Genomic DNA, 21,355 nt, shown 5'->3' on the forward strand with positions numbered 1-21,355 from the left:
TAGTATGCTTGCCTCGATTGATGAATAATTTATTTTAAAAAATCTCCGAAGACATCATTAAAGATTTCTATTATTGATTTACCCCCCGCAACCGCTTCCAGTTGATCTTCGTTAAGTTCTACATCTTCGGCTGGTGCCGTAGGAATATTAATATATACCGTATCTTCTGCGGTTTGATCACGTACTACCAGCGTTTTTCCTTTAGGAATGTTTAACTTTTTACCAGTTAGGGCTTCAATGGCTGCTACCGGATCAGCGATTAGCTCTTGTTTAAAACTTTCATTTTCCCAGGCTTCATTGATGATCTGTTGGTAGCGTGCTTGCTCTTTAGATACTTCCATAATAACTGTTCGTTTTTTGATGAATTAATTACCCAAAAGGAAAGTTGTCCGGAGCTTTTTCGTCAATCCAGATAGTAGGATCCCATATTTGCGGATCACCAAATTTGATGATAGGTATTTCAATTCCTCCGGCTACGGCTTCTAACTGCTCTTCGCTTAACTCTACATTTGCCGTATCTACTGCTGCGGGGATATTGATGTATACCGCATTCTCATCCGTTTGATCACGTACCACTAGCGTTTTTCCTTCGGGAATGTTTAACTTTTTACCGGTTAAGGTTTCAATGGCTTGTATTGGATTTACAAGTAGTTCCTCTTTAAAACTTTCGTTTTCCCAGGCTTCGTTAATAATTTGTTGATACAATTGTTGTTCTCTTGTTAGTTCCATCATTTAAAATTTTGCAGTGTTAATTTTTTCCCAGGGTAGTGAAGGTCTAGGGTAGAAAATAAGAGGTCTTTTTATTAGCTCATATCCTCCGGCAACCGCCTCTAGTTGTTCCTCATTTAACTCTACATCATTATCCTCAACAGGCATTGCTGCTGGAATATTGATATATACCGTATTTTCATCTGTCTGATCTCTTACTACCAGCGTTTTTCCTTCAGGGATGTTTAACTTTTCACCGGTTAAAGTTTCTATCGCCTGTACCGGATTTTCTAGTAATTCAGCTTTAAAACCTTCGTTTTCCCAAGCTTCGTTAATAATTTGTTGAAATAACTCTTGTTCTTTTGTAAGTTCCATAATATTAGTTTTTAATTACATTTCTGGTGTTGGGTCAAAAGGGGAAGGGAAATTTGGGATAATCCATTTTGGTATATCATTTCTTCCCCCAGCAACCGCTTCTAATTGTTCTTCACTTAGTTCCGCATCAACAGGTATTGCTGCCGGGATGTTAATGTATACGGTAGATTCATCCGTCTGATCTCTTACTACCAAGGTTTTTCCTTCAGGGATGTTTAACTTTTCCCCAGTTAAGGCTTCGATAGCTTGTACTGGATTTTCTATTAAGTCCTTTTTAAAACTTTCATTTTCCCAGGCTTCGTTAATAATCTGCTGGAACAGTTGTTGTTCTTTAGATAATTCCATGTAAATAATTTTTGATGATGATGCTACTAACTTTTAGCAGCTTTCTTGATGGTAAAATTAGGTCGTGAAGTATAGATAAAAATGCCAAATACACTGACGGAAATACCTTTTTTTAGTTGACTAGGCAAAAGGCACTAGGCAGAAGTTTTTTAGTTATTGTGGTTGCTAAGTTATCTTTTACTCGTTATTAAGTTATTATGTTACTAGGTTTATAAGAATCTTAGACGCAAAGTTTCAAAGCCTCAAAGTACCAAAGAATCTAAGATTCTTAAAATCTATATACTTGTATATCTTTGCATCTCTACCTCTCTTCTACTTTGTAACTCTACAACTCTACATCTCTGCAACTTTGTAACTTTGCACCTCTGCTACTTTATAACTTTGCATCTCTGTACCTCTACACCTCTACACCTCTGCAACTTTGTACCTTTTCCCCTCTGCTTCAAAAAAACTACGGTCTTATCATACTTGTTAAAAGGGAAATCTTTATTTAGCACTTATTTTTAACATTAAGAGAAAAAATTTTTGTTTTTAAGGGATAAAAAACTTAATTTGAGGACAACTTAACCTACAGATTAATGAAAAATTTTATATGTTTGCAACAGCTTATTCGCTGATGCTCCGATAGTTTATCAATTATAAGCCCTAAATAATGAACAAACTCGACCACCATAGTTGCTTTTTAAAAAAGATAGATGATTTTATCTACATGCTCATGGAAGCAGGTAGTAATAATTCGTTATGCCTTTTTGACCTGAATCATGTCAAAGAGCAATACGTAAAGATCAAAGCATCTTATCAAAGACATCCTGACTATTTTGACCTGCAGGATTTTGCAAATAACTATGCTTTTTCCTATTATCAGAAAAATAATATTTTGGATTATCAAAATCAAACCGATCAAATGGCTACACAAATTGTCGAATATGTGAGCGGACTTGAAACTTAATTCGACTTCCTTTTTTAGTAAATGTGTAATAGCGTAACTCTTTGTTGAGTTGCGCTATTTTAATACTACCTAAGTATAATTCAAGTTACAATCCTAAAAATTGTCGAACACCCCTAAAAAAAACAACCTCAACCAGGCAGTTTTAGTTTTGTACTTTTGATTTTAGTTCAGTTTCAAAACTAAAAAAGACGTATGAAGATTTTACACCTTGATAACAACCATCCTCTGCTTATTGCTGAACTAGATAAAGCAGGTTATCATAATGATACGGACTACACTTCGGATAAAAAGGAAATTGAGGAAAAAATTAGTAATTATGACGGAATTATCATCCGTAGTCGTTTTGCTATAGACCGTTCTTTTTTAAGTAAAGCAACCCATCTTAAATTTATTGGTCGAGTAGGGGCAGGATTAGAAAGTATTGACTTGAATTTTGCTAAACAACAAGGAATCCATCTATTTTCCGCACCCGAAGGAAACCGTAATGCTGTTAGTGAGCATGCACTTGGAATGTTACTAGCGTTATTTAATAACTTAATCAATGCAAACGAAGAAGTAAAAAACGGGCAATGGAACCGCGAAAAAAATCGTGGAATTGAATTGGATGGAAAATTCATAGGGCTTATCGGGTACGGAAATATGGGAAAGGCTTTTGCTAAAAAACTTCGGGGTTTTGAGGTAGAAGTGCTTTGTTACGATATAAAAGAAAATGTGGGTGATCAAAATGCAACACAAGTACCTTTATCCGTATTGTTTAATAAAGCTGAAGTGGTAAGCCTACATACCCCCTGGACTCCCTTGACGGATAAAATGGTGAATCAGGAATTTATTAATAACTTTAAAAATCCATTTTGGTTATTAAATACTGCCAGGGGTAAAAGTGTGGTAACAGAAGATGTGATGGTTGCTTTAAAAAACGGTAAGATACTTGGAGCCGGACTAGACGTTCTGGAATACGAAAAACTGTCGTTTGAACAGTTATTTGGAAGTAAAGAAAGCATGCCGGATGCATTACAAGAACTTTTAAGTATGAAACAGGTCATTTTAAGTCCGCATATTGCCGGCTGGACGGTTGAATCTAAAAGAAAACTTGCACAAACTATCGTAGATAAGATCATAGCACAATTTGGTGTACAAAACTAAAGAGAATGAAAGAAGAGCCCTTACCAAGTATTGAAAGTTATATCAACAACCTTCCGGAGGAACGAATAACACCTATCCGAAAATTACGAAAAGTCATTAAAGATAACTTACCTAAAGGTTTTTCAGAAGAAATAAATAATAGGACGATAGGATTTGTAGTGCCTCTTAATTTATATCCAAAGGGCTATCACTGCCAACCTAACCAACCTCTGCCTTTTATAAATCTGGCTTCGCAAAAAAATTACATAGCCCTACATCATATGGGAATATATGCTGATCCGAACCTTCTAACCTGGTTTAAGGAGGAGTATACAAAACATGTCAAAACTAAATTAGATATGGGTAAAAGTTGTATTCGTTTTAAAAAGGTAAACAACATACCCTACACGCTTATAGCAGAACTAGCTGCTAAATGGACTCCGCAACAATGGATAGAAACTTATGAAAGGGTTATCTATAAAAAAAGCTGAAGAAATAAATTCCTTCAGCTTTATGTATTTATTTTATCATTTAGTGTCCAAGATAATTTTATATTATTGATTTTCAATATTGTAATAATTAGTTTTGATTCCAGAAGCAATAGCAACCTGCCCGTCCGCAAGCGGGTCTTGCATCTTTACAGGACACTAATGTTGTTTTATATCAAAATTAAGCCTTACCTGGTAGATTCTCCTGAAATAAATGTACGTCTCTTTGAGGATAAGGAATAGAAATTCCGGCTTCATCCAGTTTCATTTTACTGGTTTCCAAAACATCAAATAAAACAGTCCAGTAATCTTCAACTAATACGGCTGGTCTTACAATTAAAACAATAGCACTATCTCCCAATTCACTGACAGCCACCTGTGGTTCAGGGTCTTTTAATACTTTTGGATGATCGTTTAAAACCCCTAGTAATACTTCCTTAGCTTGTTTAATATTATCATTATACCCAATGCCTATGGTAATATCAACTTTAGCAGTTCCCTGTGAAGTATAGTTAATGATATTTCCGTTAGACAAAGCTCCGTTTGGAATAATGATTTCCCGGTTTTGCCAATTCGTCATTTTAGTCGTAAAAATATCAATCATTTTAACTGCTCCAATTTGGCCTTGTGCTTCAATGACATCTCCTACGCGGAATGGCTTAAAAATAAGGATAAGTACCCCTCCGGCAAAATTGGATAGCGAACCCTGTAATGCCAGTCCGATAGCTAGACCTGCAGCGGCTAATACGGCAGCAAAAGAAGTGGTTTCAACCCCTAGGGTTCCTAGAACCATAATAATCACCAGGATCCAAAGCCCCCATCTTAAAATGCTTACCAAGAATTTTTCCAATCCCGGATCGTAATCCACTTTTTGCATGGATTTATTAGCAATTTTGATAATTCTTTTAATTACCCAATTACTTACAATTAAAATAAGAATAGCTCCAATAACTTTTGGGCCAAAATCAACAACAAACGCGATGCCCTGATCAATCCAGGTTTGAATTTCCATAAGATATTAATTTTAAGATTTTAACAAATGTAATCGGATATTACCAAAATTTCAAAAAGGTTATGAATACTTTAAAATTTGTATCTTTTTGCATTTACGGCATTTATTGTATTTTAGCAGAGACCTCAAAAGCACACTTAATGTCTGAATTTTGGCTGTATGTACAATTAGGTTTCTATCACGTACTTGATTGGAAAGCTTATGATCACATTCTTTTTTTAACGGTACTGGCAGTATCATTCTCTGCAGATCACTGGAAGAAAGTACTGTGGGCGGTAACCGCATTTACCTTAGGTCATACCATAGCTCTATTTTTATCTATTTATAAAGTAGTAAGTATTAATAAAAATATGATCGAATTTTTAATTCCGGTAACCATACTGATTACTGCTATTTTTGTAGTAGTCAGGTCCGGTAGTTTAAAACAACAAGCTTTATCTCCTGTTTTTATTGGAATAACTATATTTTTCGGATTGATACATGGCTTTGGGTTTTCTAACTATTTTAAAGTGATTAGTAGTAATACCGGAGCAAAATTAATACCCGGATTATCGTTTGCTACCGGGATTGAACTGTCACAATTACTATTAGTGGTAGTTGTATTATTGGTTGGGTTTTTGGTACAGCAATTCTTTAAAGTTGCAGAACGGGATTGGGTACTGGTCATAGCTTCTGTTGTTATAGGAATGACCATCCCTATGGTACAGAATAATTGGATTTTTTAATTGTGATACAAGCTTACCTGAATTAAATGCCAGCATTAAAACAATTACGATATGATAAAGCTTATTTACGCATTGCTCGTGAATGGGGTAATTTGTCACATTGTAAACGTAAAAAAGTAGGAGCATTGATTGTAAAAGACCGGATGATTATTTCAGACGGGTATAATGGCACCCCTACTGGCTTTGAAAATCCCTGTGAAGATGAAGAAGGCTATACTAAGTGGTACGTATTACACGCAGAAGCAAATGCTATTTTAAAAGTAGCTTCTTCTACACATTCATGTAAGGGAGCAACCTTGTATATTACCTTGTCTCCCTGTCGCGAATGTAGTAAATTGATTCACCAGGCCGGGATTGAGAGAGTTGTGTATCAAAATGCCTATAAAGACAATTCAGGATTGGAGTTTTTAGAAAAAGCAGGAGTATTAATTGACCATATTTCGGATTTAGACAATTGATGGGAGGATATTCAAAGAAATTTTTACCGCTGGTTATCGGAGTTGCAATGGGATCCGGCGTTTTTTTAGGAAGCAGACTGGATTTTGATGATCCGGCCGCCGAACTTTTTACGTATAATTCTAAAAAAGAAAAGCTAAACCGCTTAATTGATTACATTGATTACGAATATGTAGATGAAATTGATACGGATAGTATTGTAGATGTAACTGTTAATCGAATTTTAGAAAATTTAGATCCGCATTCTACCTATATTTCTCCGGAAGAACTGGAAGGTATTACTGAAAATATGCAGGGTGATTTTATCGGGATCGGAGTTACCTACTATCCCTATAACGATACCATATCCGTAATTAACACGATTAAAGGCGGACCTAGCGAACAGGCGGGGATCAAGGCGGGAGACCGTATATTGATGGCGGATAACGACACGCTGTACGGCCCTCAATTGCAACAAAGCCAATTAGCCGGTAAACTAAGAGGGGAGTTAAATAGCCGGGTACGCTTAAAAGTATACCGTCATGGCAGAGGAACTTTTGACGTTACCGTAACCAGGGGTAAAGTACCTTTAGAAAGTATTGATGCCACCTATATGCTTACCTCCTCTATGGGGTACATAAAAATTAACCGCTTTGCCGAAACTACGTTTACCGAATTTAAAAAAGCCCTACGTAAATTAAAAAAAGAAGGAGCTGCTTCTATGATTATAGACTTGAGGGATAACGGAGGCGGTTTTATAGCCCCGGCCCTTAAAATTGCCGATGAATTCCTGGAAGATGATAAATTAATTATGTTTACTAAAAATAAAAAAGGAACTATTGAAAATAATTACGCTTCCAGTACCGGTATTTTTGAAAAAGGGGATTTGTACGTATTACTAAACGAAAATTCAGCTTCTGCCAGCGAAATTTTTGCAGGTGCCATACAAGATAATGATCGGGGCACCATTGTTGGTCGCCGATCATATGGAAAAGGTCTGGTACAACGTGAAATGTCATTAGGTGACGGGAGCGCAGTACGTCTAACCATTTCGAGGTATTATACTCCGACCGGTAGGTCCATTCAGAGACCTTATAAAAAGAACGGGAACAAAGCTTATTTTAACGAATACCTGGAACGATATCGCAACGGGGAATTACAAAGCGCTGATAGTATCCAGGTAGCAGACTCCTTAAAGTTTAGGACACCCGGTGGTAAAATTGTGTACGGCGGTGGCGGGATCATACCAGATATTTTTGTAGGTAAAGAAGGATCAAGAGCAAGTGAAACCTTAAGTTATATGGTGCGTAACGGATTTATGGGTCGGTATGTATTTGAACAAATTGATAAAGATAGGGCAACCTACCAGGATTGGTCAAGAACTGATTTTATAGACAATTTTGTAGTAGATGATACAATGGCTGACGGTTTTATGTCTTATGCTGAGGAAGTTGGTATTAATATGAACCTTACCAATTACCAGGATCTATTAAAAAAATACCTAAAAGCAATTATTGCCCGGCAACTTTATAATAGCAGTGCCTATGAACAAATACTGAATAAAGAAGATCGTATGGTGAATAAAGTTTTATCTTTATATCAGAATTCGTAAAATACTAACCAGGCAAGTACGTCACTTTTATGTTCGAGATCAAGGAATATTTAATGGCAGTTGCCATATGTTCACCTTTGCTATTTTTTATTCTGGCGGTAACTTTTAGGCTACTTGATAATAGTGCCTCTATATTTTTGGACCATGATATTCTATTAGATTCCGCTTATGTGTCTAATAGTTTGATTAAAAAACAAATTGAAGATTCTAACGATGAAAAACTAAAGAAAAGACTTAAAAATTCCCTTCGATACCGAAAATTACATTACATTTTTATGATCCTGGCAATAGCAACCTTACCCATAGTGGTTGTGATAGCAGTATTATTTATTATCTGATGATCCTAAAAATGATAACCTATCCTTGCGCTTTTTCCTTAATTTTATAAGAAATTAATAAGGTAATTAATAAAACTATAGCACTGGCGCAACCTAAAATACTGTAAACAGCAATTCTGCTATTACCTTCTAATAAATTTGTAAAATTAAGTAAGGTTGCATTATAAACAGCAAGTGCCGAAGCCAAAACAAGTAAGATATATACTAAATATTTCATAAGCTATAAGTTAAAAAAGACCTTTAATATTAGTTGCAAACAATTTTACTGCAATAGCCAGAAGAATCACACCAAAGATTTTCCGGATAACATTAATCCCCTGTTTACCTAAAAAACGTTCAATACGCCCAGAAGACTTAAGGACAATGTATACAAAGATAATATTTATTAAAACAGCAATGATGATATTAATAGTCGCATATTCTGATCGTAGGGATAATAGCGAGGTCATTGTTCCGGCACCTGCAATCAGCGGAAAAGCGATAGGTACCACAGCAGCCGTTTCCGGAGCATCATCTTTATATAGCTGAATGCCTAAAATCATTTCAAGGGCAATAAAAAAGATAATAAAAGAACCGGCAACCGCAAAGGAGTTAACGTCTATCCCAATAAGGTTTAAAATCTTCTTTCCTACAAATAAAAAAACAATCATTAAAATGCCTGCAACAATAGATGCCTTTTCACTTTGAATATGTCCTACTTTATTACGCAAACCTATAATGATAGGAATACTACCGATGATATCAATAACCGCAAATAAAATCATACTGGCAGTTAGTACTTCTTTTAAGTCAAAATTCATAATTTGGGATTTAAAAATTTTGAGTGCAAAAGTACGTTGTTCTTTGTATATAATATCTACAAATAAGTACAATTGTCAAATATTCAGGGTTTTAACACATAGCAGTATTTTTTTATTTAAAACTAAAACAGGGTACAGTTTTACTATTCAGGATTCATACTTTTTATTGAATATCTCGTACCTTTGACAAATGTTTCAGTTAGGAAAAACCATCGTTTCAGAAGAAATTTTTAAAAAAGATTTTGTGTGTAATTTATCAGCTTGTAAAGGGGCTTGCTGTGTACAAGGAGAGGCGGGTGCCCCGGTTGAAACAGAAGAGGAAGCTATACTGGAAGACATCTATCCAAAGATTAAAAAATACCTACGACCCGAAGGTATTGCAGCTATCGAAGCGCAGGGAACTACCATTAAAAATGATTTTGACGAAATTGAGACCCCACTGGTGCAGGGAGAAGAATGTGCCTACGTAATTTTTGATAAAAAGGGAACAGCCAAATGTGGTATTGAAGAAGCCTACAATCAGGGAGCCATTACCTGGAAAAAACCCATTTCCTGTCATTTATACCCGGTCAGGGTGCAGCAATATACAGAGTTTGCAGCGGTTAACTACCATAAATGGTATATCTGTGATGACGCCTGTACACTAGGGAAAGAATTACAGGTTCCCGTTTATACTTTTGTAAAAGAAGCCTTACAGCGCAAGTTTGGAGACAATTGGTATCAGGAGTTAGAAAAAATAGCTCAACAGTATTTATCCAAATAAAAAAAGACAAGATCGGTAATAGTATTTTCGATCAATTTGTAGTAAGATGTAAAACTATAACTATCGTATATTTAGATAAAAAAGCGTCGTTTCTAGTGTCTTTTCGTAATAAAAATGAAGAAAAATTGCCTGTCTTTTATTCGATCGAGGATATCGAGAATAGCTTTTTTGACTAAAATATCAATCATCTTGGGCTTTGGATAAATGACTTAATGGTTCTACTAAGTTTTAACGGTATATAATTATAGCTTCGTTCTACATAATTATGACTAAAATTAATAAAAAGAAGCAGTTACTTATCAATTTCGCTAAGTAAGTCCGGGGCTTCTTTCCTTTTAAATGAACTGTTTCTGATCAAATCTTTTAACATATATATCGACTTATCCGTTTGCTTTAGTTTTAGATATGCTAAAGAAAGATACCACATCCCGCGATCCGTTAGTTTTCCGTTTCGGGCAAGATAATCTTCCAGAGTACGAGCAGCTTTATCATATTGCTGCAAGGCTAATTGCGAATTACCTTGGTATAATAATAAATAAGGACGGTTATACTGTTCATAGGCATTTTGAAACTCCAGGACGGCATGCTCATAATCTTTTTGCTCATAGGCAAGAAAAGCCTCTTTTTCCGAATCATTTTTTTCAGAGTTATTACCTCTGGTAAAAGGCAACACTACATTTTGGTAAGGTTCAAAATAAACGGCATATAATTGATCGGTATTGATTCTGGAAGATTGCCATATAGCAACCCCGGCCAGTGCAACTGTTAGAAATATAATTGCCGCCGCAATCCATTTTTGATAAAGGGGTAATACCTTTGACGTTGTCGATTTTGATGTATGAATCCTTTCTTCAAAGCGTTTTAAGTCTTTTTTTAAATCCATACGATTCTGCCGACCTGCAACTTCTCTTACATCATTTAGAAAACGAATTTCATCTTTTAAATCCGGGTTTTCTTCTTTTAACTTTTCAAACAAGGATGTTTCTTCGGGGTTCAAAGATCCTTGTATATACTTGTCAAGTAATATATCTTTCTCCATTATGACGGTGTTTTAATAAGTTCCTTTAGGGCTTTTAAACAATGGGATTTTTGACTCTTAACTACACTTTTATTTTCGTAGCCCAGGCTTAGGGTAATCTCGTCAATAGTTAGTCCGCGGTAATAGAACAAGGTTAACATTTCCTGGCATCTTTTTCCTAATTTTTTAAAAGATTCATGTAACCGTTTGCTTTGTGGTGATGGTTCAGCTTCTTTAAAAATATAAGACAAGGCTTCGGTTTCCGTATCTTCAGGAAGGTCTTCAAAGGTCGTTGTCTTCTGCTTCTGCTTTAAAAGGTCATAGATTTTATATTTTCCAATACTAAATAAGTACGTTTTTACAGAACTTTTAATATCGTCTAATTTTCCTCTGATAGCATGTTCACGTAAAGCAATAAAAGATTCCTGATAAATATCAATCACATCATCATGGGTAAGATCATACTTTCCGGCAAATTGTATAAACGAAGTACGATAAGAGGTATACATTTTTTCTAAAGAATGGTTCCCTCCTTTTTTTAATAAACGTATTTCTTCTTTCATAAATAGAATGAATTGATGATTCTTTGGAAGAAAAGGAAGGTACTATTTTATTTAAAAGTAAAAATAAGATTCCAAATTAAAATAAGTTTTTTTGATTTAAGCTAACATTTTAAACGATAAAATTAGGTTTTTTCAAAATAAGAAATTTCATACGTATTGAGTCCAAAAAATTAGAATTTAAAAATGAAATAAAGATCGAAATTTTATTTTTTAAAGCTGTTTTTTGATTAGTTTTTTGTACCAAAATCAGTTAAAAACCGCTTATCAAAAACCGTTAGTAAATCTGTTGAAAACCATGCGGAAGCCGTATGTTTAAAGGCTTGATAAGGTAATTGAGTAAGTATTAATTTTTATAAGCAATTCAGTTGTAAATAACTGTAATTTAGAATTTTAACTAGTGAAGTTGAAAAGGTAAAATGTGTACTATCACTTTTTCATGTTGAAAACTTTGTTGAAAAGCTCTCGTTACTTTTTGTTGAATACAGGCTTCTATTTTTGATCTTTGTTAAAGAACTGATCGAAGCTTTTCTAATAAAGAACCAGAAATTGATTTTTGTCTGTTATTGAAATTATTTTTTAGTTGTATGGCTAAGGCAATAGAACCAAAAAAGTGGAAATAAAGGGGTAAAAATTCTTTTGTAATTGTTTTTAAAGTTAGGATTAGTCCTACAGCTACGAAAAAGAAAAATATCAAATTTTAAGACACCCTTATGAATGCAGTAGAGCCAATTTTAGAAGAAAATAAAGACCGATTTGTAATTTTCCCTATTAAACATCATGATATCTGGGAGTGGTATAAAAAATCAGAAGCCAGTTTCTGGACGGCAGAAGAAATTGATTTACATCAGGATCTCACGGATTGGTCGGCTAAACTAAATGATGATGAACGTTATTTTATCAAACATATCCTTGCCTTTTTTGCAGCATCTGATGGTATTGTAAACGAGAACCTGGCAGAAAACTTTGTCAATGAAGTTCAATACAGTGAAGCAAAGTTTTTCTACGGCTTTCAGATTATGATGGAAAATATCCATTCGGAAACCTATTCTCTATTAATCGATACGTACGTAAAAGATGAAAAGGAAAAAAATCGATTATTCCAGGCATTAGAGAACTTTCCGGCAATTAAAAAGAAAGCGGATTGGGCATTAAAATGGATTGAATCCGATTCTTTTGCAGAGCGGTTGATTGCTTTTGCCGCAGTAGAAGGGATTTTCTTTTCCGGGGCTTTTTGTTCTATATTCTGGTTAAAGAAAAGAGGTCTGATGCCAGGACTTACGTTTTCTAACGAGTTAATCTCACGGGACGAAGGGGTGCATTGTGATTTTGCCGTACATCTACATAATCATCACTTAATTAACAAAGTGCCTAAAGAACGTATTCGAGAAATTATCGTAGATGCATTAAATATAGAAAGAGAATTTATTACAGAATCTTTACCGGTTAGCCTGATTGGGATGAATGCCAATTTAATGACGCAATACCTGGAGTTTGTCACCGATCGTTTATTAGTAGAACTAGAATGTGATAAAGAATACGGAACTGCTAATCCGTTTGACTTTATGGATATGATTTCTTTACAAGGAAAAACAAATTTCTTTGAAAAAAGAGTATCCGAATACCAGAAAGCCGGGGTGTTAACTAAAGATGCAGAAGAAGATAAAATCAGTTTTGACGCTGAATTTTAATAAAAACCATAACTCACACACAAACTATAAAAATCAAACAGAACTAGTTTGATTTTTAAACAACTAGTATCATTCTGAGCCTATCACGGCGGCTATAGTTAACCTGGCAACCGTAATTTTAAGTATAGCCGCTGATGGAACGGGCTCAGTTTGACTTTTTTTAAAGTTGATTACTTGGTAAAATAAGAATTGATGTAATAATAATAGTAGTATTTCCCGACTGGAAAACTGCTTTGAAATAGTAAAGGAAACCTCAAATTTTAATAAAAATAAAAACCACAAAAAATCCCGAAGCATATGTATGTAATTAAGAGAGACGGCCATAAAGAGCCGATTATGTTTGACAAAATCACTGCCCGAGTAAGAAAACTATGCTATAGTTTAAATCCTCTGGTAGACCCGGTAAAGGTTGCAATGCGTGTCATAGAAGGTTTATACGATGGGGTTACTACCAGTGAACTGGATAACCTGGCGGCTGAGATTGCAGCAACCATGACAATTACCCACCCGGATTACGCAAAGTTAGCAGCACGGATTTCGGTTTCTAACTTACATAAAAATACGAAGAAAACATTTTCTGAGGTAGTTACGGATTTATACGAATATATTAATCCGAGAACGGGTAAAAAATCGCCTTTAATTGCAGATGAGGTCTATAAAGTAATTAAAGAAAATAAAGAAAAGTTAGATTCTACCATTATTTATAATCGGGATTTCGGGTATGATTATTTTGGGTTTAAAACCTTGGAGCGGTCCTATTTATTAAAGATTGATGGTAAAATAGCAGAACGGCCACAACATATGTTAATGCGTGTTTCTATCGGGATTCACCTTAACGACCTGGACGCAGCTATCGAGACCTATGAGTTGATGTCTAAAAAATTCTTTACGCATGCAACTCCCACGCTTTTTAACTCCGGGACACCTAAACCTCAGATGTCATCTTGCTTTTTGTTGACCACCAAGGATGACAGCATTGATGGTATTTATGATACCTTAAAACAAACGGCCAAAATATCACAATCTGCCGGAGGAATCGGGCTTTCTATTCATAATGTACGAGCCACCGGTTCGTATATTGCCGGTACTAATGGGACCTCAAACGGGATCGTGCCTATGCTTAAAGTCTTTAATGATACAGCACGTTATGTAGACCAGGGTGGGGGCAAACGTAAAGGTTCTTTTGCTATTTACGTAGAGCCGTGGCATGCGGATATTTTTGATTTCCTGGATTTAAAAAAGAACCACGGAAAAGAAGAAATGCGCGCCAGGGATTTATTTTATGCCATGTGGATTCCGGATTTATTTATGGAAAGAGTACAAACCGATGGGACCTGGACGCTGATGTGTCCTAACGAATGCCCGGGGCTTTATGACATGCACGGAGAAGCTTTTGAAAAGAAATATGAGCAATACGAAGCCGAAGGAAAAGGAAGAAAAACGATCAAAGCCAGGGAACTATGGGAGAAAATATTAGAATCCCAAATTGAAACCGGTACCCCGTACATGTTGTACAAAGATGCGGCTAATAGAAAGTCAAACCAGCAAAACCTGGGTACTATCCGTTCTTCCAATTTATGTACGGAAATTTTAGAATATACCAGCCCTGATGAGATAGCAGTGTGTAACCTGGCATCCATTGCCTTACCGATGTTTGTAAAGAACGGGTCCTTTGATCATAAAGAATTATTCAGGATTACCAAGAGAGTTACTAAAAACCTAAACAGGGTGATTGATCGTAACTATTATCCGGTAAAAGAAGCAGAAAACTCAAATATAAGACACCGTCCTATTGGATTAGGGGTACAAGGACTGGCAGATACCTTTATTCAATTGCGCATGCCCTTTACCAGTGACGAAGCTAAGCAACTGAACCAGGAAATTTTTGAAACTTTGTATTTTGCAGCAGTTACCGCTTCTATGGAAGAGGCTAAAGTAGATGGTCCATATCAAAGTTATGAAGGTTCCCCGATTTCCAAAGGAGAATTTCAATATAACCTTTGGGGGATTAAAGATGAAGAATTAAGTGGTCGTTGGGACTGGGCAAAACTACGTAAGCAAGTCCTTAAGAACGGGGTTCGGAATTCATTATTAGTAGCGCCTATGCCTACCGCTTCCACTTCACAGATTTTAGGAAATAATGAAGCCTTTGAACCTTACACCAGTAATATTTATACCAGACGCGTGCTTTCCGGAGAGTTTATCGTGGTTAACAAACATCTTTTAGAAGATTTAGTAAACTTAGGACTATGGAGCGATGACTTAAAAGACGCCATCATGCGGGCTAACGGTTCCGTTCAGAACATTGACGGGATACCGCAGGAACTTAAAGATCTTTATAAGACAGTTTGGGAGTTGAGTATGAAGGATATTATTGATATGTCTCGCCATAGAGGGTATTTTATCGATCAGTCACAATCTCTTAATTTATTTATGGAAGGGGCAACAATGTCAAAACTGACCTCTATGCATTTTTACGCCTGGAAAAGTGGTTTAAAAACAGGAATGTACTACTTACGAACAAAATCTGCGGTAGATGCTATCAAATTTACATTAAGTAACGCAAAAAAAAAGAAACCTTTGATTGAAGAAACCATTGCAACTACCACAAAAATCAGGGAAACTAAGGTAAATGGTGCGGTTGAAGTAAGTTCGCAACCTACCGTAACTACAGAAGGAACATCTTTAAGCCCGGAAGAACTAAAAGCTTTGATAGCACAATCAAAAGAAGCTGAAGGAGATGATTGCCTGATGTGCGGATCATAGTAAGAACGTACTATTATTTGATACAATAGGGGTGCCTATACAAGACTGATTACAAACAGGAAATTTTTTTAATAAGTGTAGTAAAAAGGAGGCTGAATTATAAAGGTCTCCTTTTTTTTTGCTATAAACTTTATAATCGAAGCAGTTTAATTTTAAAAAGAACACACATAAAACCATACTTTACTACTTTAGAAATTCAAATTAGAAAAACATAAGATAATACCATGATTTAGCGTTATCTATAAAAGAAGATATGTGTAATAATAGGGTGAAACCATAAATACACTACTTTAAAAATAGTTTTTTATTGTTAAAATTTTGTTATTTATATCTATTTTTTACTACATTTAAATCTCTGAAACTGACAAAATATGGAAGACCTAACCATCCATCATTCTTTGTGTCCTCAATGTAATAATGATATTACCTACAGCACCATCTCCTGTAGAAGTTGCGGATTTGTAATCAAACAACCGAATAAGCAACAGAAAGTATTTCATAAAAAATCGATTGGAGACCGAAAAAGAATGCTTTTTAAAAAACGTATGCATAACATAGCAATTACGCTATTTTGGATCATAGGACTTACCTGTTCGGGTTTTTTGGTCTATTTTATGGTAACTGCCTTTCAGGAGGCTTTCTTTCCGGATATAGGAATGCATACGGAGTAGCGCAAAGGTATATAGCGATTAAAAATAGCAAGTCTACCAACTTCATCAACCGGTCAAAGATTAACAAACTACACTTTATTAGCTAATTTCGAAAAGTTCCAACTACTTCCATTCATTCTTTTTTCTAAACCTTATATTTGACTTGCATTTAATTTGAAAAAATCGTTCTATGCCTCAAATGAAATGGGAGCAACTACTCTCTTTAAAAAGACAAGGAGATACACAAAAAAGAATCCGTAAAGAACAGGATGAAACCCGATTGGGGTTTGAGGTAGATTATGACCGTATTATTTTTTCTTCCGCGTTTAGGAGTTTACAGGACAAAACCCAGGTAATCCCCCTGTCTAAAACCAGTTTTGTACATACCCGGCTTACCCATAGTTTAGAAGTTTCCGTAGTAGGGCGCTCCCTAGGTCGTTTAGCCGGAAAACAAATTTTAGAAAAACATCCGCAACTTTCCGAAATCCATGGGTATCAGTTTAATGATTTTGGAGCAATTGTAGCGGCAGCGGCTTTAGCGCATGATATTGGAAATCCACCTTTTGGGCATTCCGGTGAAAAAGCAATAGGCGAATATTTTAAAAATGGGGCAGGTAAAAAATATAAAGACCAATTAACATCAGAACAATATCAGGATTTAATTTCTTTTGAAGGAAATGCTAACGGCTTTAAAATATTAACCGAATCCAGAGAAGGCATTGAGGGCGGACTACGTTTATCGTATGCAACCCTGGGTGCATTTACTAAATATCCTAAAGCGTCTTTACCTTATAAACCTACCCATCATATTGCCCATAAAAAATACGGATACTTTCAGTCTGAAGAAGAACAATTTACAGACGTAGCTCAAGAAACCGGTTTGCTACTGCATAAGATAGATAATGCCTCAACTTATAGCCGACACCCCTTAACCTTTCTGGTAGAAGCAGCTGATGATATTTGCTATACCATTATTGATTTTGAAGACGGGATTAACCTGGGGTTAATTGATGAAGAATATGCGCTGGAATATTTAATAAAACTGGTTAAAAATTCGATTAATACTAAGAAATATGGTAAACTCAATACCACTGCTGATCGGTTAAGCTATTTAAGGGCGTTGGCAATCAATACTTTAATACAGGAGGCAACGGATACTTTTATAAAATATGAAGAAGAGATTCTATCCGGAACTTTTGCCACTGCTTTACTCGACAAAAGTGAATATCAAGCCCAAATAGAGGATATTTTAAAAACCAGTATTAAAGAAATTTATGAAAGTCCTGAAGTGCTGGAAAAAGAAATTGCCGGATATGAAATTTTACAAACACTATTAGACTGCTATTGTACTGCTGCTGATAATTATACTATAAACGAGTGTACAAACTACGACAAGCTTATCTTAAAATCCGAAAAAGACTGCTTTACTTATCAGTCCCTGGACCTTTATACCCGTTTGATTAGTATTTGTAAATACGTAGCCAGTCTTACGGATGGTAATGCGGTTCTAAAATTTCAAAAAATTAAAGGCACAAGTGTAGCTAAATGAAGATTCAAGTTATTTAATACTGATTTAGCTATATAAAAGAAGTGGTTTAAACAGTTGTAAACTATCCAAACCACTTCTTCTTTATGACTTAACTATTTAAGTAGTAGTACGCTTTATCTAAACTGAATTTCTTTAACGTCCGCAGCATTGTCTGCTCCTCTTAAAGATGTAAAAGTAGTCATCATTTCTTCAAGTTTTTCGGGGTTTGCTTCTGCCAGGTTATTCTTTTGACCCATATCTTCATTTAAGTTATATAATTGCGGGTAAGGAAAACTACCCACTTCAATACCTACTTCTTTTCTGAAGTTCTCTCCTTTATATGGAGGGATCATTAACCAGTCACCTTTTCTTAAAGCAGTTCTTCCGGAAGCTTCAAGGATTAAACTTTCCCGAGCTTCTTCTGCATTACCTAGTAAAGCATCCAGAACATTTTTACTATCCGTAGTAGTTTCTTCCGTACCGGTCAAATTTGCCAGGGAAGCTAATAAATCCATTTGACAAACAATAGCATCAGATACTCCGGGCTCAATTTTACCTTTCCAGTAAGTAATAAAAGGAACTCTGGTACCAGCCTCAAAAATACTGTATTTACCACCTCTTAAACCACCATTAGGATCATGGTTTCCTATCTTTTCAACAGCATCATCATAATATCCGTCGTTTAATACAGGACCATTATCACTGGAGAAGATGACTAAAGTATTTTCTAAAATACCTTCTTCTTCTAAGGTTTTCATAAACTCACCGATACACCAGTCAGCTTCTAAAATTACATCACCTCTTGGGCCCATTCCTGATTTACCTACAAATCGCGGATGTGGCGTTCTGGGAACATGCGGTTGCTGCATTGCATAATACAAGAAAAAAGGTTCGTCTTTGTTTTCCTTTACATAATCTTGAGCTTTCTTTAAAAAATGATCCGCCATCTCCGTATCTACCCATTTGGCACTATCACCACCTTTCATAAACCCAATCCTACCAATACCGTTTACAATACTACTATTATGTCCGTGGTGCCATTTCATCTCTACCATTTCCGGATTGTCAATTGCCGTAGGTTCCCCTTCAAAATTCTTTTTATAACTAACTTCTATCGGATCGTTTTTATCTAAACCAACCACGTTACCATCTTTTATATAAACCGTAGGTACCCTGTCTTGAGTTGCAGCTAATATGTATGATTGGTCAAAGCCTACCTCGTTAGGACCCGGTTTTACTTTTTCATTCCAGTTAACCACACCGGTTCCCAAACCTAAATGCCATTTACCTACAATTGCGGTTTTATATCCTTGTGTTTTTAGAAGTTTGGGTAAAGTTTGCTGTTCCGTACTGATTAAAAGCGGGGCAGTTCCCGGTAAAATCTTGGCATCTTTATTTTTCCAGGGATACATTCCGGTTAATAAAGCATATCTACTGGGAGTACAGGTTGCTGAAGATGCATATCCATTCGTGAATTTAAGACCACCTTCTGCCAGCGCATCAATATTAGGAGTAGATAACTCTGTGGCTCCGTAAGAACTTAAATCTCCGTACCCTAAATCATCCAGGTAAATAATGACAATGTTAGGATCATTTTCTTTGATAACTTCAGCACTTAACGTATCATCTTTTGTATCTGATTTCTTAGTTTCTGATTTGCAACTTATAAAAAGGAAAATGTAAAGAAGAGGTATTAACTGAAAAATGGTTTTCATGACTATTAAATTATATTTTGCTAAAAGTAAAACAAATTTATTGAATTCTTTTAGAGTTAAATGCACTTATACTAATGATATTATAATCTGGGTTCAATAATTAACAGATCAAAATTATCCAGCCAAAGCTTTTGAACAATAGGATCGTCCTGACCGATATTAGTAATTTCCAGATCAAAGCGTCCCTTAGAAATATCTGGAAGGCTAACTTCCGGTAAAGTCAAACGCACCCACTGTCCCCGGGGCGTAGTGGAAATGTCAAAAATAAATTTGATACCTTCTGCATTAAAAGTAAACTGTAAATTATTCATAGTATTTGCATTATCAATAAAAACCCAAACGGAAGGTATATAATCACCTGTCGTTACAGGACTTAACATAGGAAAACCACCACCTTGTAACCTTGCCGAATCAGGAATACCTTCTGCCGGGGTCTCAAACTTCATTGAACTATTACCTTCAAATGCCATTGAGGTATCTCTGAAATAATACAATGGGCCCGCATTAGACCTTCCGTTTTGCTGCGCAAAATATCCTTCGGTATTTGCTTTTCTAAACTGATTTCCGGAACCTGACCACGCTACTTCATAACCAGTAAAACCTTCAATATTCATTTCACCCCGAAAATTCATTACGACAGGTATTGCATCAAAACTTGCTAGAATTCTACTATCTTCGGATTGAATAGCACCCGAGGTATAAGATACGGTGATGTCATCACTATTAAAAATCGGTGCAGATAACACCAGGTCAATTTGAGATGCATCATCCGGATTAATCGTAACAGATGCTACGGGTATGGTTTCATTAAACCCGGAAACCGTATTGGTAACATTTACCGTAAAGTTGTTTTCTTCATTTACTATGGTTTTCAATTGACCGGACACCTTAAAGGATAGGACTTCGGATTCATTTTCTGTAATAGCACCATCAATAGTAAGAGGCTGGCTTGAAGGGACTACTTCAATAGTAAGCGGAATCAATTTTGTGGCTTCCCCGGCAGGTTTTGTAATATCTGCTCTTCTGGAAAGTATGCTACCTGCCTGAAAGGTGCCTAAATTTCGATACTGAACGTTTTCACTTTCTCTGTTACTGGTTGCTATAGAGCCACCGTTAAAAGTCCAGGTTCGGTTATCCGGAGCACCTACGGTAGTTCTATCTACATAAGTAAGTTGTTCTCCGGCTTCAACGGTAACTGTAGGCCACGACGCTGAATCCGTTAAGAGTGGCATATCACTTTCACTAACTTCCAGAACTACATCAGATCCTTTTAAAACCTGAAATGATGGTGAAACTTCATCTAATACATTTACCGTAAATGTTTTTTCGACTACCCATTTTCCTTCAACCGGAACGGATTCCCTTACAGAATCGTTAAAAACGTTTCTTAATACAATTTCTTTGACTCCTGGTTCTACAAATAATAGATTAAGCAAATTGTTTCCCGTAGCAGCAGGTCCCGAACCACTAATAAAATTAGTGTATATGGTGTCATTTTGATTAAAGTCGTTTCTTAATATCCGGGTTCCCGCAGGATATCGCCAGGTATGTTCAATAGCATTTTGTGATACATCCCTAAAACCAACATATTCGTTGACCGCTGTGATGTAATCTGATGTCTCAGTTCCTTCGGTAGTGATCCAGGCTAACGCTGAAAAATCTCCGAATGGCGCTTCATATTCTTCTGAGTCACAACCGAAGATAAGTACTAATGCAACGGCCACTAAAATTAATTTTGTTTTCATAGTTTTTAAG

23 protein-coding genes are annotated in these 21,355 nt (G+C 35.8%); 12 read left to right on the forward strand and 11 right to left on the reverse strand.

Annotation, left to right across the window (positions count from 1 at the left end; translation table 11 throughout):
* Positions 1-29: 29 nt before the first annotated feature.
* The 4 genes from NBT05_RS06870 to NBT05_RS06885 are packed head-to-tail and all read right to left on the reverse strand — an operon-like array spanning position 30 to position 1,428.
* Complete coding sequence (locus NBT05_RS06870) at positions 30-341, reverse strand: NHLP leader peptide family RiPP precursor (RefSeq protein WP_265772755.1); 312 nt, start codon at positions 339-341, stop codon at positions 30-32.
* Positions 342-369: 28 nt separating this feature from the next.
* The gene (locus tag NBT05_RS06875; RefSeq protein WP_265772756.1) at positions 370-732 is read right to left on the reverse strand and encodes an NHLP leader peptide family RiPP precursor; all 363 of its coding nucleotides are present in this window, start codon (positions 730-732) and stop codon (positions 370-372) included.
* A complete protein-coding gene (locus NBT05_RS06880) occupies positions 733-1,083 on the reverse strand; it encodes an NHLP leader peptide family RiPP precursor (RefSeq protein WP_265772757.1) in 351 nt (116 codons plus the stop codon).
* Positions 1,084-1,098: 15 nt separating this feature from the next.
* Positions 1,099-1,428, reverse strand: a complete 330-nt coding sequence (locus tag NBT05_RS06885) for an NHLP leader peptide family RiPP precursor (protein WP_265772758.1) — start codon at positions 1,426-1,428, stop codon at positions 1,099-1,101.
* Between the two features lie 652 nt (positions 1,429-2,080).
* Between NBT05_RS06885 and NBT05_RS06890 the strand changes: the two genes are divergently transcribed.
* From NBT05_RS06890 to NBT05_RS06900, 3 genes are all read left to right on the forward strand, one after another.
* Entirely contained in the window at positions 2,081-2,377 is a 297-nt protein-coding gene (locus NBT05_RS06890; protein ID WP_265772759.1) for a hypothetical protein, read from the forward strand.
* 192 nt (positions 2,378-2,569) lie between these two features.
* Positions 2,570-3,520, forward strand: a complete 951-nt coding sequence (locus tag NBT05_RS06895) for a 2-hydroxyacid dehydrogenase (protein ID WP_265772760.1) — start codon at positions 2,570-2,572, stop codon at positions 3,518-3,520.
* Positions 3,521-3,525: 5 nt separating this feature from the next.
* Complete coding sequence (locus tag NBT05_RS06900; RefSeq protein ID WP_265772761.1) at positions 3,526-3,990, forward strand: DUF1801 domain-containing protein; 465 nt, start codon at positions 3,526-3,528, stop codon at positions 3,988-3,990.
* A 178-nt stretch (positions 3,991-4,168) separates the two neighbouring features.
* On the opposite strand, the gene NBT05_RS06905 is transcribed toward NBT05_RS06900, so the two are convergent.
* Entirely contained in the window at positions 4,169-4,999 is an 831-nt protein-coding gene (locus NBT05_RS06905) for a mechanosensitive ion channel family protein (protein ID WP_265772762.1), read from the reverse strand.
* 62 nt (positions 5,000-5,061) lie between these two features.
* Here NBT05_RS06905 and NBT05_RS06910 point away from each other — a divergent pair, with 62 nt between their 5' ends.
* From NBT05_RS06910 to NBT05_RS06925, 4 genes are read left to right on the forward strand one after another with little or no spacing between them, the layout of a single operon-like run.
* The gene (locus tag NBT05_RS06910; RefSeq protein WP_265772763.1) at positions 5,062-5,724 is read left to right on the forward strand and encodes a HupE/UreJ family protein; all 663 of its coding nucleotides are present in this window, start codon (positions 5,062-5,064) and stop codon (positions 5,722-5,724) included.
* A 26-nt stretch (positions 5,725-5,750) separates the two neighbouring features.
* Positions 5,751-6,182 (forward strand): deoxycytidylate deaminase, encoded by a 432-nt coding sequence (locus NBT05_RS06915; protein WP_265772764.1) that lies wholly within the window; start codon positions 5,751-5,753, stop codon positions 6,180-6,182.
* Positions 6,182-7,771, forward strand: a complete 1,590-nt coding sequence (locus NBT05_RS06920) for a S41 family peptidase (RefSeq protein WP_265772765.1) — start codon at positions 6,182-6,184, stop codon at positions 7,769-7,771. The genes NBT05_RS06915 and NBT05_RS06920 overlap by 1 nt, the downstream gene beginning before the upstream one ends.
* Positions 7,772-7,800: 29 nt before the next feature.
* Positions 7,801-8,109 (forward strand): hypothetical protein, encoded by a 309-nt coding sequence (locus NBT05_RS06925; RefSeq protein ID WP_265772766.1) that lies wholly within the window; start codon positions 7,801-7,803, stop codon positions 8,107-8,109.
* A 19-nt stretch (positions 8,110-8,128) separates the two neighbouring features.
* On the opposite strand, the gene NBT05_RS06930 is transcribed toward NBT05_RS06925, so the two are convergent.
* Entirely contained in the window at positions 8,129-8,326 is a 198-nt protein-coding gene (locus tag NBT05_RS06930; protein ID WP_265772767.1) for a hypothetical protein, read from the reverse strand.
* 10 nt (positions 8,327-8,336) lie between these two features.
* Complete coding sequence (locus NBT05_RS06935; protein WP_265772768.1) at positions 8,337-8,909, reverse strand: MarC family protein; 573 nt, start codon at positions 8,907-8,909, stop codon at positions 8,337-8,339.
* A 190-nt stretch (positions 8,910-9,099) separates the two neighbouring features.
* Between NBT05_RS06935 and NBT05_RS06940 the strand changes: the two genes are divergently transcribed.
* Positions 9,100-9,672, forward strand: a complete 573-nt coding sequence (locus NBT05_RS06940; RefSeq protein WP_265772769.1) for a DUF3109 family protein — start codon at positions 9,100-9,102, stop codon at positions 9,670-9,672.
* Positions 9,673-9,964: 292 nt separating this feature from the next.
* On the opposite strand, the gene NBT05_RS06945 is transcribed toward NBT05_RS06940, so the two are convergent.
* Both NBT05_RS06945 and NBT05_RS06950 read right to left on the reverse strand, forming a co-directional pair.
* A complete protein-coding gene (locus NBT05_RS06945; protein WP_265772770.1) occupies positions 9,965-10,711 on the reverse strand; it encodes a tetratricopeptide repeat protein in 747 nt (248 codons plus the stop codon).
* Positions 10,711-11,253: an RNA polymerase sigma factor gene (locus tag NBT05_RS06950; RefSeq protein ID WP_265772771.1), complete on the reverse strand. Its 543-nt coding sequence runs from the start codon at positions 11,251-11,253 to the stop codon at positions 10,711-10,713. Before NBT05_RS06950 ends, NBT05_RS06945 begins: the two co-directional genes overlap by 1 nt.
* Positions 11,254-11,963: 710 nt before the next feature.
* Between NBT05_RS06950 and NBT05_RS06955 the strand changes: the two genes are divergently transcribed.
* From NBT05_RS06955 to dgt, 4 genes are all read left to right on the forward strand, one after another.
* The gene (locus NBT05_RS06955) at positions 11,964-12,941 is read left to right on the forward strand and encodes a ribonucleotide-diphosphate reductase subunit beta (protein ID WP_265772772.1); all 978 of its coding nucleotides are present in this window, start codon (positions 11,964-11,966) and stop codon (positions 12,939-12,941) included.
* Between the two features lie 297 nt (positions 12,942-13,238).
* Entirely contained in the window at positions 13,239-15,707 is a 2,469-nt protein-coding gene (locus NBT05_RS06960) for a ribonucleoside-diphosphate reductase subunit alpha (RefSeq protein WP_265772773.1), read from the forward strand.
* Between the two features lie 371 nt (positions 15,708-16,078).
* A complete protein-coding gene (locus NBT05_RS06965) occupies positions 16,079-16,378 on the forward strand; it encodes a hypothetical protein (protein ID WP_265772774.1) in 300 nt (99 codons plus the stop codon).
* A gap of 178 nt (positions 16,379-16,556) precedes the next feature.
* Positions 16,557-17,906 (forward strand): dGTP triphosphohydrolase, encoded by a 1,350-nt coding sequence (gene dgt, locus NBT05_RS06970; RefSeq protein WP_265773217.1) that lies wholly within the window; start codon positions 16,557-16,559, stop codon positions 17,904-17,906.
* A gap of 113 nt (positions 17,907-18,019) precedes the next feature.
* Here the strand turns inward: dgt and NBT05_RS06975 are convergent, their stop codons facing one another.
* A complete protein-coding gene (locus NBT05_RS06975; RefSeq protein WP_265772775.1) occupies positions 18,020-19,600 on the reverse strand; it encodes a sulfatase family protein in 1,581 nt (526 codons plus the stop codon).
* Positions 19,601-19,680: 80 nt separating this feature from the next.
* On the reverse strand, positions 19,681-21,345 hold the full coding sequence (locus NBT05_RS06980; RefSeq protein ID WP_265772776.1) for a SwmB domain-containing protein: 1,665 nt from the start codon (positions 21,343-21,345) through the stop codon (positions 19,681-19,683).
* Positions 21,346-21,355 lie beyond the last annotated feature (10 nt).

This window comes from Aquimarina sp. ERC-38 (assembly GCF_026222555.1).
Lineage (GTDB): Bacteria > Bacteroidota > Bacteroidia > Flavobacteriales > Flavobacteriaceae > Aquimarina.